This window comes from Acetobacter pomorum (genome assembly GCF_002738225.1).
Classification (GTDB): Bacteria; Pseudomonadota; Alphaproteobacteria; order Acetobacterales; family Acetobacteraceae; genus Acetobacter; species Acetobacter pomorum.
Window position 1 is genome coordinate 1 of the sequence record NZ_PEBQ01000036.1, and the last position, 14,168, is coordinate 14,168.

Consider the following 14,168-nt stretch of genomic DNA (forward strand, 5'->3'; position numbering starts at 1 on the left):
GATTGGCTCCACCAGTTCTTTACTCTATCTCCTTGAAATTGTTATGTTTTTGAGAGTTTCAGGTTTTCCTACCCCTCTTAAAACCTGTCTTATGAATATCAGTTAGGTCAGCCCTAAATTGGCCTGCCTTGCTCTAAAGCGTATATCATTAAAAGCATTCCGTGCTTCTTTCGCGATGGCTTTTGGGTCATTGTTCGGGGCCGTAATATTGATGTGGGTGGTGATATTATTTGTATCACCAGATGCTCCCGCGGAGGGCGTGGAACCTATCGCCTTCTGCATAGCCTCAACATAAGAAAAATCACTTGTTTTCCCCGGGAATGCCGACGCGGAGGGTGGTTTTCTTACAATGGACTGAAACAGTGTGTCACCACCGTCCTTCGCGAAAGCGACTGATGCGTTATGGTGCGCCACGCGCAATCCAATGTGGTTCACGTAGTCTCTGGTTTCTTTCGGGGCATGCGCCAACCAGTTGGATGAGTAATCGCTCCAGAGGTTTTCAACGCGCCTTGCTCCTGCATTGTAGGCTGCAACACCCATTGCAAGGCTGCCAAATTTATCCCGATCCTTTGCAATTCTTAAAGCGGCATAAGAGGCTGCCTGCCGCCAGTTATGCGGGTTAACTCCTGCTTCGCGTGCAACATCAGGCATAATTTGGAAATCACCTTGGGCCCCCGCAATGGAATCATGGGCGTTTTGACCCCGGCTACTTTCCTGCGCCCATATCGCATCCATCGTGCCCGCCGGAAATCCATACTTACGGTCCAGCTGCTGTAGAATATTTTGCCTGTCAGCAATTCCTGCAGGGGTGCCGGATGCAGCATCTTGCTCTTCATAGGAACGGCCCAACCCGACTTTGGAAGCCCAGTTATCAAGTATGGCAGCGCCTGGAATGTTGTTATCAAACCACCGGCCTATCTGGTCGTTTGGATCTACATATTCCAAGCCTTCATGTGCCGCGTATCCCACGCCAGCGGCTGCCAATATTTTTGACAGGCCACCCATGCCAATGCCTGTTGCTACGGCTAGTTTCTGAACGTTTGCCAGCACTTCGGCAAACTTGGCTCCCACCCATAAATCCAGCAGCAGCTTTGCGGCATTCATCCATCCCGTGGTTGATTCAACGGCGGCATCTATTTTCTTGGCAAAATTTTCTATGCCCTGAACATCACCCTGCCAATCAATGCTCTTGAGATAATCCCACCAACGTTTCAGCTCATCGCCCACGCCCTTCCAGTCCACATGCTCGATGGCATCACCAAAGCGGGTGACATACTGGTCGATATCCTGCAGCCAGACGCCTTGTTTCTTATCAATCACGCCGCCAATCAGCATCATCAGATGATGCACTTCTGGGCTAAGGTCGGTCATGATCGAACGGCCAAAGGATTCAGACTGCGCTGTCAGCTTCGTCCAATCGGCCAGAAGCTGAGCGGATGCCTTCGTATCGCGCTCAGTAGGCTCATACTTCTTCAGGGCTTTATAAAGTCCTTCAATACGCTTAGGGCCAAGCTCCAGCATATTGATGGCGCCCTGCGAGAACCCCGCCTGCCCCGCCAGCGTAGAGAAAAGCTGCGGGCCAAGACGCTGTGCCGCGCGTGCCATGTCAGGAAGTAGCGCATTGAAATCGCGCAGCCTGCCGTGAGCATCTTCCAGCCGCACGCCCATCTGCCCGAAAGCCATGCCCAGATTACGCCGGCCATCAATGGTCTGGAATTGCGAGACAAGAGAACCAAGGCTGGAGGACATATCGGACGCACTGCCGCCAGCTGCTTCCGCTACCTTCTGCCAGGTTGTCAGCGTGTTGACTGACGTGCCGAGGTTTCTGGCGAGCTGGCCTGCCGCCACGTTGCTGGTCGTGGTGTCGGACACGAACGCCTTAAGCGCCTTGCCTCCCGTCAGCACAGCAAGGAAGGCCAGAGCATTACGCTCCAAATGCCGGAAAGAGTCTGCCGCAGTGTCCGTGGCCTTGGAGACGCCAGCGCTCATCTTGCCCGCGCCAGACGTCACATTCCCGAACAGCGTTTGAACTTGCTGCGTGCCTTTCTTCAAAGCTTCAGCTTGAAGAAGGACTTCAACCACAAGGGCATCAACTACAGTTGCCATGATTTATTCCTCAGGCAATGGTGCAAATGCATTTGTTTCGAGAGCAGTCAAAGCTGCCGCCCATTTTGATGAAAGTTGTAACGTTCCAGGGATTCGGTTCTCTATCCATGAAGAGGGGAGTGTATCGATTCGCTCTAACGTATCGTCTGCGGGCTTGTGCCCTTCAGGATAAGGAACCTGGAATCCTCGGTCGCGTAGGAGCTTTAGGCTTTTGGTTGCATCGAGAAGGGTTTTCGCTGCGTCTGCAACCTGTTGGTGCAGATGAATGGCGAAAGCACTTTCGGAAACCACATCTTTGATGAGATTGCTTCTTTTGAATGTAAGCCGCTCTCTTTCTTCTTCTAGCTTTTCCTTCCGGCGTTTGAGTTCATTGATGAGGGCTTCGGTTTCGCTAAGAGAAAGCTGAGCTTCTCGTTCCAGCACTTGCGCAGCATTGACGGGATCAGCAGCTGTCACTTTCTGTCCCAAGAGCCGGTCAGCCATCAAAGATGCTTTTTTGGCCTTCGCTTCACTAACTTTTTTTCGTGCTTCTTCAAGATTTTGTTCTAATTTATCTCGACTGGAAATAGCGTTAAAATATGCATTTTCGACTTTAGAAAAATTATTTTCTGTCAGTTGTATTTCAGAAATAATTTTTGCAAGTTCTTTACGTGTAGGGTTATTTTTCATTCTGGTCATCCTAAAACTTTAATACGTGCAAGCATTGGGAACTGATCCCGAAATGAGGTTTTTTCGCGTGTTTGCCACTCTGCAAAACGCTGGCGTGCGAGACTATCCATTGCTGTGTTTTTTGATGGGACATCTTCCCGAAGGATTGCATCCAGCCTCATCAACCAATTAGCATCATGGGCGCTGCCATCTAGCCCATTCTGGAGTTGAGAAACACGTTCTTCAAGCATGTTTTGAACGCGTTTATCTTTAAGATAATCTGTATTTGCCATTTTTATATCTTTCGGAAGCGCATCGCCAATAATTGCGTGAGGAACACGCGGCGTTGCGACAAGTGCGAGATGGTTGAACACGATATCAACCATCGTCAGGCTGTAGGGCTGGCCATTCAGCACGCCGCCCTGCGGGATTGCCTTGTAAGCATAACCTGCTGATACAGCCTTCAATTCTCCGCTTTCGATTGCGTCGATAGCGTCCTGCGTCCAGACCGTAAACGAGCCAACAAGGTCAGGATCTTCAAACCGCGCATCCGTCACGCTGCCAACTGTAATCTCCGCAGGATGATCCCCGGCAGAAACAGGCTGGTGCGTGAAAAGAACCGGTTTGCCGCGCATGGTATCGGCGGCCTGCGCCAGCGCTGTCGGGTCGCGGTAAAGCTGGTAGATCGTTTCAGGCTCAAGTCCTAACTCACGCCAGCCCGGTATTTCGCGCCCATAGTACGGGCATACGCACGCGCTGGAGAGAACGCATTGCGTAATCCGCAAGTGTCCCTCTGGCGATTTTACACGAACGGACTGATCAAAAGCCATAGAAGGAAATAGCATTAGATTCGACCCAAAATAGATTGGAAGTTGAATGGCTTTTTGGTTGTCGTGAGCGCAATTGCTCCCGCTACAGCATTCGCCACGTCATCATGTCCTCCCGGAGCATGATCAATGCTATCTTTCCCTCCACGGCTCGTTCTGCGTTCAAGTCCAGATAATTGACGGCTTAAGACTGGTATATCTAGTAATTCTACCTTGCCAGAATTGAGAACAGGCAGAAGATCACGATAAAGATCCGACCTGACTTTTTCTGAAAGTTTGTATTCAATACCGTTCTTGCGGAATTGTTCACGGGGCCATTCACCACCGTACCGGTCGCCAGTTACGGAATTGATGCCGTAAGATTTAAGCGTGTTGCAAAATTCTACTACCGTGCTTTCTGGACTGAATGGTGCCTTCTTTTCTCTTACAAGATCCAGAACTGCACATTCGTCTTCTTGGTGAGCGATGGCCAGTGTCATACTATCAGATGAACCGCCGGATGGATCAACGAAGGCGACATATCGATGCTGACTATTACGGGGCAGTTCATAACGACCAACGGTCGTGCAGGCTTCGACTACTTCCGGTGCAACAAAAGAAGCAATATCACTGCGGAACTCAGCACCATACTCTGCTGCTGCCGCTGCTGGGTCTTCTTCGTATGCTTCCTGCCCTTCCTGAACATCGAATTCTGGATTCATCTCACGTGTAGCAGCTTTCCAGACAAGTGTGGTGGCACCGTCCTGCCCATAGTAACGCTTGAAAGTTTTCCAGAGCACACCACGGCGGGCATAAGGGCTAGATGCCAAAAGCAACATAGAGCCTGGAATGGTTGCTAGGCCTGGACGGAGAGCGCGCAGGATTTCCTCATCTGGATTAGCGCTACTGTCATCACGCCAGAAGGCGATCTCATCGCAGAGCACAGCGGCATAGGTGTAACCGCGGGTTGCACGGAAGCTAGCTGTACCGATTTCAATTACTACACGGCGCCCCGCCATTTCTATGATTTCATCTGTCTCCCGTGTAACCTCAGCTTCCATTTCGGGTACGAGAGAAATCAAGCCGCGTACATAGCGGAAGATAGTACGTGCTTGCTTACGATCAGCAGCGATCACACCTACGGTCGCTACTTCTCCTGCAGAGAGGTAAGGCCGATAATCTTTCAGGGTAGCTAGACAGGTTCCCAGAAGAGCCAACACTCGGCTTTTCCCTGCACGGCGGCCACAGATCAGGGCGGCACGCCGGAATGCCTCAAGAGGCAAGTCTGTGCGTCCAGTGTGAAGGTGACAGAGTGTTTTCTGTTCGTCTGTCATTTCTTCACCGAGCAACGCGGCAAGGAAGGCTTCCCATGCAGTCCAGGAGGGGGAATTAAACTCAGCCCCGAATAAGTCAGGATCGCGCATGGCTTGCAGGACACTCATGCTCATACGCGAGCTCTCCGTTCTGCCAGAAGATCATCAAGCCCACGAGCAACAGCCGGAGCCTTATCCAAGCCAAGAGAGCGCATAGTGCGGGTGAGAGTGTTGGCCCATGCCAGATACTGGCGTGCATCCCGCTCGGCAGGAGCGCCACCAGCCAGCATGTGGCTGTCCATCATGGTCATGTGGAGGGTAAGCCAAGCGGCCCGCTCAATGAGAGCGAGCTGGGTGACAGAGGGTGCGCCGCCTACATGATCGACCAGTGCTGAGCGCACGTCTTTGAGCAGTCGTGCTTCTTTGCTTCTACCGTCGAGTTTCTTGAGACTATCTGGTCTCGAATAGGGGCCTATCTTTTTCATATCTCCTTTATATCAGGGGTGTTTTTTGCACTACAAACACTAAAATTAGAAACACCATTGGTATGAAAGGGATATTTGCCATGATTGGATACAGTCAGACACAGTGAGAGACACTGGGAGACAGTTAGAAATAACCACATCACGAATTATTACAGAACAACATTAGGCTTTTACTGTTTCGAGTGCCCGATAAACACCAGATCTGGCGATGCCTAGCTTACGTGCAATATCGGCAGCAGATAGACCTTTTTGTCTCAATTTGCGGATGGTCTCGGTTTTTGAAAGAACTGTGCGAGGGCGTCCCATTGGCCGGCCTTCTGCCTTTGCTTTGGCAATGCCTTCACGTTGACGTTCAAGCATCAAGTCGCGCTCAAATTCGGCCACAGCGGCTAACATAGTTAGCATGAGCTTTGAAGTGGGGCTTGTGGTGTCGAGCGTGGTGCCATTCATAGAGAGTACGATAAGACCGCACTTTGTGCTCTGAAGCGTCTGTACGTAGCTTAAAAGGTCAGCAGTTGAGCGGGCTAGACGGTCAGGTTTGGTTACAACCAGAACATCACCTGAGCGAATATACGCCAAGGCTTCTTGTAACTCCGGTCGCTGACTATCTGTACCGCTGATCTTCTCAGAAAATATCTTTTCACATCCTGCAGCTTTCAGGTCGCGGATTTGGGCTTCCAGTCCGGCATCTTGATCCACTGTCGAGACGCGAGCGTATCCGATCTTCATAGCGTTCCTCATGTCCTAAAACCTCTTAGAAGTTATTCCTTTCGTGTCTCAAAAGTCAAACGGTAATTTTTAGGACAAGGACTTTCCGTCATTTTGTCCCACGTTTGCTGTGTCTTGAAAGGCTTGGTTTTTAGGACAATGCAAATCTAAGCTCACGGTATGACTGCGGAAGAATGCTGACCATGGCGGGGGATTTTGCTTGAGGTGCCATTTCCCCCTCAAAATTCACTCATCCAGAAATTCCGAACAACTGCCTTTCGTCATCTCAAAATATTAGGGTGATAGGGTGTGACAGGGTAAAACCGTTATTCCTCATATACGCGCGCGCATGTGGCGTTAAAGCAAATAACCCTATCATACCCTATCACCTTTAATAATTTTCCCATCTTTGTGCTTCGTGTAAATGAGGCCGCAAACCAATGCCGCGCACAGACTGTCCCAATTTTTTATGCCGGTGATATCGAACTCCTTCTGTCTTCTCCAGCATCCCACGCATACGCTTATTGTCACTCTCAGGCTCACCGTTATTCCGGCACCATTCCTGAAAATCCTTGAGTAGCATGTTCGGTTTTGTCTCAAGGCTGGGATCAAGAATGCACCGTTCTGCCAGCCACTGTCCGAATGTATCCTGCGCTTCGAAATATTCGGCAGTTGCTTCTTTTACGACTGCGGGGCGGGGCATACCTTCACGCTGCCATTCAAGACAGCCTTGTATCATCCAATACATGATGCCCGGCCATTCTCCCTGTAGTTTGCTCTCCAAATCCTTGTCAGGGTTTTTGGGCTTGTGAATGAATGGGACAATATTGAACCGCCGGCGAGCTGCCTCATCAACGTTCTTGAGCACAGGCTTATGATTCCCAACGATGGTCAGCTTGAACTGAGGCTGGAAGGTAAAGTTATCCTGCCGCATAAATCGTGCTGTAATTGGGTCACCGCCGGTCATCTGCTTGATGCGGCTTTCGGCCCATGCCCTGCCCTCTTCCGTTTCTGAGGCCGTGACAAGCCGGGCGCCACGCAGCATGGCTAAATCCGTTGAGTGTCGGTCGCCATGTGAAGCTGTAAAGGTATCCATTGCAGCTACGGTGGCATAATCTCCCATAATTCGGGAAAGCGTATTCAGAAACACACTTTTCCCATTTCCGCCTGGGCCATAACCAAAGAGCAATGCATGTTCTCGTGTATCACCTGTCAGGCAATAGCCACACCAGCGTTTTAGGAACTCAATAAGTTCTGTATCGCCATTGGTGGCTTCATTCAGAAAGCGTTCCCATTGCGGGTAAGGCATGTCAGACGGAGCTACAGCAGCAACGCGCGTGATCATATCAGCCGGACAGGCTGGGCGTAATGCTCCAGTGCGTAAATCGACTGTGCCGCCGGGGGTAGCTAACAGATAGGGATCTTTATCCCAGTCTTCCGGCACAACGGCATGAGCCGGATCTGTGCGAGCAAATCGCTCTACGCCGCCACAGAAGGAAGCTTTGCCAGTGATTGCCTGTTCCTTCTGTTCACATAACTGATTGGCTTCGGCCACCAACATGCGGGCATAACTAAATGCCCGATGTTTGCAATCTTCCTGCCAATGCGTTCCAGTCCAAAGAAACCAACACCCAGCTTTATGATCATACCGAAGTTCGTCTTTGTAACGCTCGGTAAAAGCCGCTGCCATTCCATGTTCTGTCAGCAAAGCATAATTGTTGCTTCCTAGCGTGGTCTGCGCTTTCCTTAACCCATCCTGCACAGCTTTATCGGCGTTGATTGCTCCAGTCATACGCCCACCCTTGCACGTAATGCAGACGCAACTGTTTTCTGGATTTCTGACTCTGGCAGTCCAGCTTGTAGGGCGGCAGCCGACATAGCGTAGGCGATATCGGTGGCGGTCAGATAACCTTCAGGAATGAACCGAGCCAGTGAATAGGTCTCGCCGTTAAGGATATCATTTCTGCGCCCTTCTGGTGCTGACGCTACAGCCTGCACTGCAGCGCGCACTGCACCTTGTACGTAACGGTCTGCATCTTTCAGCTTATTATCTAGATGTTCCAGATCAGCTTTACGCGGCAATGGGGGTTGTGTCATTTCCACAAGCCATGCAGGCCACGGCTGGGCCCGGCTTTTATCGATGATTTCGTACCCGGCTGCAGGCCACCAGATGATATAGCCTCCATCGGCCCGCACATCGACTCCAGGCGCGATCTTCCCTGCACTGTTCCGCATGTTTTCCCGATGCCTGAACAGAAGATGCAGGCCATCTTTGCGGGTTTTATGCGTGCGTGTCGCAGGTATGCGAGCGCAATACTCCTGATACCATGCGTCAGCGTCTGGTTTGTAAAGATCAAGGTCCAGCACATCGAAACCAGAAGCTTTGCCGGTTGCTACACCAATCAACGTGCCAGGATAAGTACGCCATAATAAGGGCACACTTTCTGGACAATTTGTGGCGACTTCGCTCCATTTGCAAACGGGCTTTTTGTCCTCGTTACACGGGAAAATTTTTAAGCCGTGTCGAGCCAACAACTGTGCCTTCTCTGCGACAGGCAACAAGGCAAGCCGGGAGTGTTCACGCTTCTGCGTGCTCATAAGATTTTCCCTTTTTTCTTGCCTGAGATTCTAATTGTACCTGACGTAAGCCCATGCTATACGGAGATTATAAATCGATCTCCGTGGGGCCGTCAGTCTGTTCTCAGGCTGGCGGTTTCTTTTTTACGGGTTGCTGGATTTCGCAGGTGGTAAGCTGTTGATATATGACAGCATGGATTCTGTTTTGATCATGGTTGCCCGGCCCATTTTTACCATTTCGATCAATCCCTGCTCCTTCAAGCGATAAGCATGTGAGCGAGACATCCCGAATACTTTCGGTGCGTCGGAAACGGACACCATGAGAGGGAGTGTACTGGATCCAGTGTTTTCAGGCTGAACAGTCATGTTTACTCCTACGCATGCAGACGTACGGAAGCGCAGTTGGTCTTGCGACCATCCGTTGCCTGCATATTGATTACGATTTGAGAGAGAACAAAAAAAGCGCAGCCCGCATGGTGCGGATTGCGCTGGATACATGAATTCCAATGATGGTGCTTTTATGCCAGAAACCTACTGAGGCGTCTAGTATATTCGTTGTATCTGGTTTCTTCTGGATTGCTCTGGATACAAAAAAACCATTGTGTGTATTTCTGTACAAAACCTGCGCTAAGCTGCTAACATGGATGTAATAAGATGCATCTAGATAAAACATGCTGCCATTCTTTCTTTTCAGTCTTGTCCTATTAAGAAAAACGAAAACAGCTACACGAAGATTAACGAAGCCGATTTTTTTGCGACGGGCTGTATTTTTCACGACAAATTCTCGTCAATCACGGCACATCGCCGTTCCATTTCCCCAGCCAGCCACTCTAGAGCCATGCCTACGCCATCAAGGCCGGGCCCTGCTTCTTCCGAGCCGGTTAAGATGCCATTGCTCATGGATTGCAGGATAATCCCGATGCAGGACAATTCGCTGGTTGCATCCTGAATGACACTCAGGCGGTCAGGTGTGGCCACAGGGGTTTTGCGCAGGTTTGGCGCAGAAGTCTGTTTAGCCATGGTCCTAATCCTTCCCAGCAACACGGTATGTGAAGCGAGCCAGCCCGGTAGTTGTGCGAAAGGCCAGGCATGTCAGGGGCAGTAGGATGAACAGTGCTAGTTCTTTAAGGAGACGACTCATTTCTGCGGCCTCCACGTCTCGCTGCCAGTAACTTCTTGCAGACGACTTAGCGTTGAGCAGAGTTCATCTGCCAGCCAGTACCGGACTTCGGGAAAGACCAGTTCATTTTCTGGATGGCTCAAGTCATGGATAGCGCGTGCAATTTGCTCGGCTTTATGGAGCAAAAGGTGTGGTTTCCTGTAGTTGGCGAGATGATCGTGCTCGGCCTCTGTCATGGCTGAGGTTTGGCTACTCATAATTACGCGCTCCCGCCACACCGTCGCGAACACGAGCAATGGAATGTACGAGCCACCCCGCTCCTTCAGCCCATGCGTAGCAATCTGCATGGGTTGGTGCCGGATCACCGGTACTATCTGAACGCTCGTACAGTTCGCGCATTAGTAGGGTCAGAGCGTTGTGGATGTCTGTGAGGCGATCTACCTGGCAAGACAGAACGTCATCGGTTGCGGCGCTCATCGTACAGCCTCCAGCTTCTGGGCTGCGTGGCCAGTTACGACAGGATCAGAAGCCCCCAGCCCCAATAGCATCAGAGCAATAAGAGCTGGTGCCACCAATGCGGGAAGGCTTGTACAGAAGATACGGAATGCCCATGTGTGTATGGGCGTGCTATAGGCACGTTTAGCCATTGCCGAGGAATCCTCTCGGTTTGTGGTTAGGCTGGCTTTGTGACTGGTACTCACTTAGCCGGCCGACTTGTTGTATATGACGTCATCAAATGATAACGTTGTGCTAATATAAAACTACTGACCTACATTTTGTCAAGGCGCTAATATGATAACAGGGACACAACTAAGGATGGCGCGCGCTGCATTAAAAATGGGCGTCAGAGATCTCGCTCAGTCTGCTGGCGTCTCTCCCGCAACTATTACGCGTATTGAAAATGGCCACCCAGCTAATTTGTCTACATTAGTTAACCTAGCATCAACCTTAGAGTTGAGAGGTGTTATTTGCTCTATAGATGACGATGGATGCATTAATGTAAAATTATTAAATAATTCTCTAAGCGAAATGGAGAATAATAATATTCAAAATGAATTAAATAGACGTAGAGAAGAGAAAAAACGGAATCAGAAAGCCAGAGAATGGATCGCCGATCGCAATAAAAAATATCAAGAAAATTGATATTTGCGAGATTGCTTATTCTGTAAGGTCAATTCAGCATTTGAGGGGTCGGGAAATTTCCCGACTGCCTCCTACCGGCTTTCCGGTATGCCCATCACCCGCGCACGGAGGGCTTCAAACCGTGCAATCTGAGCAGGGCTTGGCTTGTGGGGAATGCGCCTTTTCGAAGCGTTCTGAAAACACTTGGCTGATTTTATTGGTCTTTTTGGACGTGACCCCGAAAACCGCGCCACGTCAGAATCTCAAAACATGGGAAATCCCCATGTTATAGATTCCCCTGTTATGGGGATTTACTCCCGGCATCCCGGTAGTTTCTGAAACTGTGCAGTTCTGCATAGTTCGGCCCCCCTTGCCGGTCATAACGGGCGCACCTCAATCACGGTCATGCTCTCCAGTCCATATCGGCGCGATAAGGTGGCATCCACGATCTGGGCATCATCCTTCCAGGCAATACCGTTCAGAGCATCAGCAGCAGTCTTCATCTGGTTGTCGATGTCTGGCCTGCTGGTCGGCAGGATACGGCCTGCCAATGCGTCTGCTGTTTTCTTCCGGCTCCATGAAGGCGGAGGGGCAATGTTGATCATCAGGGAAACATGCAGCGGGCCGGTCAGGCAGGGCTTACCAATCTGTTCTATGGCGTGACGTTGAATATGCTTCTCGGCCTGCACTGTCTTGGCATCTGTGAAAGTGCGACCGTTCCCAAAGCGTGGGCGGCCTTTGGCCCTCAGTAGGCCCGGGACGGTGATGCGGTAAATAGGGCAGTCAGAGGCAGCAGTTTCCATGCCCGAAAGGATAGTACGGAATGGATGCGAAGTACATAGGAATGGCTGTTTCTGGAAAGTTTGTGCCGACGAAATTCGTCTGCACGGCTTAGAACTTATGCCCCCAGTAAGTCATGTAATGTCGTACGGTACGACAAATTAAGATATCCTCTGAAACTGCCTTCGGGCAGAAATCAGTAACCTAAAAATCTTGTAGAAATCGTTTCAAATTAGGTTTGAAAAAATCTTTGTTTTGAACCTCGGTTGAGTGTGCCCCCCCATAACTTCCGAAAAATAGTTACGCACCTTCCGAAATTTGGTAACGGGTTGATTCCGACGTTTGGTAACGCCTCTTCCGAAAATTTGGTTACGCAGTTGCCGAATTTTTAGAGGGTACATTTTAGCAATAATTAGTGGTTTATGGAGTGGCTTAAGGTGACGCTTTGCTAAGTCATTCCACCCCCCTTTTTTGGATTCGATTTCGTGTTTTGAAGCAGATTTTCACGATAAAACTTGAATGCTAAATACGGCAAAAATGGCAGAATTTGGCCACTTTTTGTTCTTTTTCTGGTTCCATATCTTGTGTCTCACCTTATAAAATTCACTAAATGTAGTGCATTACACTAGGTACAGAATTGTTGTGAGGTTATAAGAAAGCAGACATGAAAAAAGGGTTGGATTCGTGGTCCAACCCTTTTTGATCCACAAGCGTGTGAGCCGCCTGTGGAAGCTATAACTTGTACTAGCACAGCCTCTATGGCGTGTACAAGAATAGAACGTCAAGGCGGCTCTTTTAATTTTTTGATAAGAGAGACGTAACTTGGCAACGAAATCAGCACAAATTAGCTGCATTAATAAGCGCGAGCATTCTAGTCCTTATGAGAGGATTGAATATGTAGGAGGAATTACCGGGGGTAAGCGCTGGCGTATTACGGAGAATGAAGCAATCAACTATATTTTGCAGGATGAGTGGGATTTTTTCGTTTCTGTAAATGGTCGCACTGTTAAAGTTGTTGTTTCACAACATAGTGGCCATCGTTACTTAAAAACAGAAGCGGACGGCTTCGCTCCAAACAACCTTCTTAATCTGACAGAGTGCCCCCTTTACTAAGCAGAAGGCTCCACTCAGTCATTATTTCTTGCCGCTTGTTGAAGAGGTCTCCTCTACGATAAGCGGCTTCTACTTTGTCACTGATGGTATGCGCCAAAGCCATTTCGGCCACCTCTCCTGGGTAGTCAGTTTCTTCAGCAGCCCAGTCTCGGAAAGTGGAGCGCAAACCATGGACGGTCACGTCCTTTGTACCCGCTGCACTGTGAAGGGCTTTGGACAAGACCACATCTGATAGTGGCCTACCGCGTTTTCCGCCGGGAAAAACCAGATCTCCTGCTCGTTTGTCTCGAAATGGCAAGACTTCCTGAAGCACAGCTATTGCGCCAGCTGATAGTGGTACACGGTGTTCTTTCCCAGCCTTCATCTTATGCGCGGGGATAGTCCATATTTTGGTTACTAGATCAATTTCAGACCATACCGCATGCCGAGCTTCGCCTGAGCGAGCTGCGGTCAAACAAGCAAATCTAACGGCTTTGGGGGAAATTCCTTCAGCTTGAGTCAGCTTGGCCATGACCTTGCCAATGTCTTTCCGGTTTACAGCAGGGAGGTGTCGCGCTTTAGCGACAGCCGATGGTTTGGGCAGGATATTGGCAAGGTGACCACGCCAGCGCGCCGGATTCTCTCCATCTCGCCAGCCATGGGTTCGCGCAAAGTCGAGGATTCGCTCTATGCGCCCACGTACGCGGTCAGCAGTCTCTGTGGTCGTTTTCCAAATAGGGCGTAGAACTGCCAATATGTCTTCGGTTTCAATTTCTGAAACGAGTTTCCCGCCCATGGATGGGAAAACATGTCTTTCCAGAGAACTGGTCCATACAGTTGATGATCGGGCATTGCGCCAGCCTGGCGCCATTTCTTTTACGTAGCGTTTAGCAATATCAGAGAAAGTCAGGCCGGATTCTTTCTTCCGTTGAGCTTTCAGTTTTCGGCGCTCATCTATCGGATCAAGGCCTGCAGCCACCAAGTGTCGTGCTTCAGTGGCTTTTCGACGAACCTCCGCCAAACTCAGGTCATGGACGGATCCCAGCCCCATCTCTCTTCGGGTGTTGGAAATAGGACTGGTGAACCTAAAAAACCAAGATTTTGCAGCGCCTTGAGCCACTAACCAAAGGCCGCCTCCATCACATAGAGAACCGCCCTTCAGAGCACTGACTTGCCGTGCTGTGAGTTGATGCGGTGAAACCCGACTCATAACCGGAGAACCCCTCTTTAGCCCCCTCTTAAAAACAGCGTCACACAGAAACAGTCAGACACAGTGGGAGACAGTAGATCATCTAATATACTGATATTATACAATATATTAGAGACAGTGAGAAGCAGAGAGGGACAAAAGATTGGTGGAGATTGGCTCCACCAGTTCTTTACTCTATCTCCTTGAAATTGTTATGTTTTT

17 protein-coding genes are annotated in these 14,168 nt (G+C 49.9%); 2 read left to right on the forward strand and 15 right to left on the reverse strand.

Features of this window, described 5'->3' with window-relative positions:
• Window positions 1–102 precede the first annotated feature (102 nt).
• The 13 genes from CSR02_RS16240 to CSR02_RS16475 form a co-directional block, all read right to left on the reverse strand.
• Window positions 103–2,106: a lytic transglycosylase domain-containing protein gene (locus CSR02_RS16240; RefSeq protein WP_143225524.1), complete on the reverse strand. Its 2,004-nt coding sequence runs from the start codon at window positions 2,104–2,106 to the stop codon at window positions 103–105.
• Window positions 2,107–2,109: 3 nt separating this feature from the next.
• Entirely contained in the window at window positions 2,110–2,775 is a 666-nt protein-coding gene (locus CSR02_RS02965; protein ID WP_099540520.1) for a hypothetical protein, read from the reverse strand.
• 5 nt (window positions 2,776–2,780) lie between these two features.
• A complete protein-coding gene (locus CSR02_RS02970) occupies window positions 2,781–3,599 on the reverse strand; it encodes a DUF2213 domain-containing protein (protein ID WP_099540521.1) in 819 nt (272 codons plus the stop codon).
• Complete coding sequence (locus tag CSR02_RS02975; RefSeq protein WP_099540522.1) at window positions 3,599–5,008, reverse strand: terminase large subunit domain-containing protein; 1,410 nt, start codon at window positions 5,006–5,008, stop codon at window positions 3,599–3,601. Before CSR02_RS02975 ends, CSR02_RS02970 begins: the two co-directional genes overlap by 1 nt.
• Complete coding sequence (locus tag CSR02_RS02980) at window positions 5,005–5,358, reverse strand: hypothetical protein (protein WP_099540523.1); 354 nt, start codon at window positions 5,356–5,358, stop codon at window positions 5,005–5,007. Before CSR02_RS02980 ends, CSR02_RS02975 begins: the two co-directional genes overlap by 4 nt.
• Window positions 5,359–5,520: 162 nt before the next feature.
• Entirely contained in the window at window positions 5,521–6,087 is a 567-nt protein-coding gene (locus tag CSR02_RS02985) for a recombinase family protein (protein ID WP_041632942.1), read from the reverse strand.
• 370 nt (window positions 6,088–6,457) lie between these two features.
• Entirely contained in the window at window positions 6,458–7,858 is a 1,401-nt protein-coding gene (locus CSR02_RS02990) for a phage/plasmid primase, P4 family (RefSeq protein WP_099540524.1), read from the reverse strand.
• Window positions 7,855–8,664, reverse strand: a complete 810-nt coding sequence (locus CSR02_RS02995; protein WP_099540525.1) for a bifunctional DNA primase/polymerase — start codon at window positions 8,662–8,664, stop codon at window positions 7,855–7,857. The genes CSR02_RS02990 and CSR02_RS02995 overlap by 4 nt, the downstream gene beginning before the upstream one ends.
• 123 nt (window positions 8,665–8,787) lie before the next feature.
• Window positions 8,788–9,009: a helix-turn-helix domain-containing protein gene (locus CSR02_RS16245; protein ID WP_143225525.1), complete on the reverse strand. Its 222-nt coding sequence runs from the start codon at window positions 9,007–9,009 to the stop codon at window positions 8,788–8,790.
• 405 nt (window positions 9,010–9,414) lie between these two features.
• Window positions 9,415–9,663, reverse strand: coding sequence for a hypothetical protein (locus CSR02_RS03005; RefSeq protein ID WP_099540527.1), 249 nt, complete (start codon window positions 9,661–9,663; stop codon window positions 9,415–9,417).
• Between the two features lie 117 nt (window positions 9,664–9,780).
• Window positions 9,781–10,020 (reverse strand): hypothetical protein, encoded by a 240-nt coding sequence (locus tag CSR02_RS03010; protein WP_099540528.1) that lies wholly within the window; start codon window positions 10,018–10,020, stop codon window positions 9,781–9,783.
• On the reverse strand, window positions 10,013–10,240 hold the full coding sequence (locus CSR02_RS03015) for a hypothetical protein (RefSeq protein WP_099540529.1): 228 nt from the start codon (window positions 10,238–10,240) through the stop codon (window positions 10,013–10,015). The genes CSR02_RS03010 and CSR02_RS03015 overlap by 8 nt, the downstream gene beginning before the upstream one ends.
• Window positions 10,237–10,410, reverse strand: a complete 174-nt coding sequence (locus CSR02_RS16475) for a hypothetical protein (RefSeq protein WP_167384084.1) — start codon at window positions 10,408–10,410, stop codon at window positions 10,237–10,239. Before CSR02_RS16475 ends, CSR02_RS03015 begins: the two co-directional genes overlap by 4 nt.
• 145 nt (window positions 10,411–10,555) lie before the next feature.
• Between CSR02_RS16475 and CSR02_RS03020 the strand changes: the two genes are divergently transcribed.
• Window positions 10,556–10,906 (forward strand): helix-turn-helix domain-containing protein, encoded by a 351-nt coding sequence (locus CSR02_RS03020; RefSeq protein ID WP_259328766.1) that lies wholly within the window; start codon window positions 10,556–10,558, stop codon window positions 10,904–10,906.
• Window positions 10,907–11,262: 356 nt separating this feature from the next.
• Here the strand turns inward: CSR02_RS03020 and CSR02_RS03025 are convergent, their stop codons facing one another.
• Entirely contained in the window at window positions 11,263–11,688 is a 426-nt protein-coding gene (locus CSR02_RS03025) for a RusA family crossover junction endodeoxyribonuclease (protein ID WP_099540530.1), read from the reverse strand.
• 799 nt (window positions 11,689–12,487) lie between these two features.
• Here CSR02_RS03025 and CSR02_RS03030 point away from each other — a divergent pair.
• Window positions 12,488–12,778: a DUF3892 domain-containing protein gene (locus CSR02_RS03030; RefSeq protein ID WP_099540531.1), complete on the forward strand. Its 291-nt coding sequence runs from the start codon at window positions 12,488–12,490 to the stop codon at window positions 12,776–12,778.
• Here the strand turns inward: CSR02_RS03030 and CSR02_RS03035 are convergent.
• The gene (locus CSR02_RS03035) at window positions 12,750–13,967 is read right to left on the reverse strand and encodes a tyrosine-type recombinase/integrase (RefSeq protein ID WP_099540532.1); all 1,218 of its coding nucleotides are present in this window, start codon (window positions 13,965–13,967) and stop codon (window positions 12,750–12,752) included. The two genes, CSR02_RS03030 and CSR02_RS03035, sit on opposite strands and share 29 nt — an antisense overlap.
• Window positions 13,968–14,168 lie beyond the last annotated feature (201 nt).

Bases quoted from the DNA above. Each gene is read 5' to 3' on its own strand.
- CSR02_RS16240 (WP_143225524.1), bottom strand. From the start codon at position 2,106: ATGGCAACTGTAGTTGATGCCCTTGTGGTTGAAGTCCTTCTTCAAGCT.
- CSR02_RS02965 (WP_099540520.1), bottom strand. From the start codon at position 2,775: ATGAAAAATAACCCTACACGTAAAGAACTTGCAAAAATTATTTCTGAA.
- CSR02_RS02970 (WP_099540521.1), bottom strand. From the start codon at position 3,599: ATGCTATTTCCTTCTATGGCTTTTGATCAGTCCGTTCGTGTAAAATCG.
- CSR02_RS02975 (WP_099540522.1), bottom strand. From the start codon at position 5,008: ATGAGCATGAGTGTCCTGCAAGCCATGCGCGATCCTGACTTATTCGGG.
- CSR02_RS02980 (WP_099540523.1), bottom strand. From the start codon at position 5,358: ATGAAAAAGATAGGCCCCTATTCGAGACCAGATAGTCTCAAGAAACTC.
- CSR02_RS02985 (WP_041632942.1), bottom strand. From the start codon at position 6,087: ATGAAGATCGGATACGCTCGCGTCTCGACAGTGGATCAAGATGCCGGA.
- CSR02_RS02990 (WP_099540524.1), bottom strand. From the start codon at position 7,858: ATGACTGGAGCAATCAACGCCGATAAAGCTGTGCAGGATGGGTTAAGG.
- CSR02_RS02995 (WP_099540525.1), bottom strand. From the start codon at position 8,664: ATGAGCACGCAGAAGCGTGAACACTCCCGGCTTGCCTTGTTGCCTGTC.
- CSR02_RS16245 (WP_143225525.1), bottom strand. From the start codon at position 9,009: ATGACTGTTCAGCCTGAAAACACTGGATCCAGTACACTCCCTCTCATG.
- CSR02_RS03005 (WP_099540527.1), bottom strand. From the start codon at position 9,663: ATGGCTAAACAGACTTCTGCGCCAAACCTGCGCAAAACCCCTGTGGCC.
- CSR02_RS03010 (WP_099540528.1), bottom strand. From the start codon at position 10,020: ATGAGTAGCCAAACCTCAGCCATGACAGAGGCCGAGCACGATCATCTC.
- CSR02_RS03015 (WP_099540529.1), bottom strand. From the start codon at position 10,240: ATGAGCGCCGCAACCGATGACGTTCTGTCTTGCCAGGTAGATCGCCTC.
- CSR02_RS16475 (WP_167384084.1), bottom strand. From the start codon at position 10,410: ATGGCTAAACGTGCCTATAGCACGCCCATACACACATGGGCATTCCGT.
- CSR02_RS03020 (WP_259328766.1), top strand. From the start codon at position 10,556: ATGATAACAGGGACACAACTAAGGATGGCGCGCGCTGCATTAAAAATG.
- CSR02_RS03025 (WP_099540530.1), bottom strand. From the start codon at position 11,688: ATGGAAACTGCTGCCTCTGACTGCCCTATTTACCGCATCACCGTCCCG.
- CSR02_RS03035 (WP_099540532.1), bottom strand. From the start codon at position 13,967: ATGAGTCGGGTTTCACCGCATCAACTCACAGCACGGCAAGTCAGTGCT.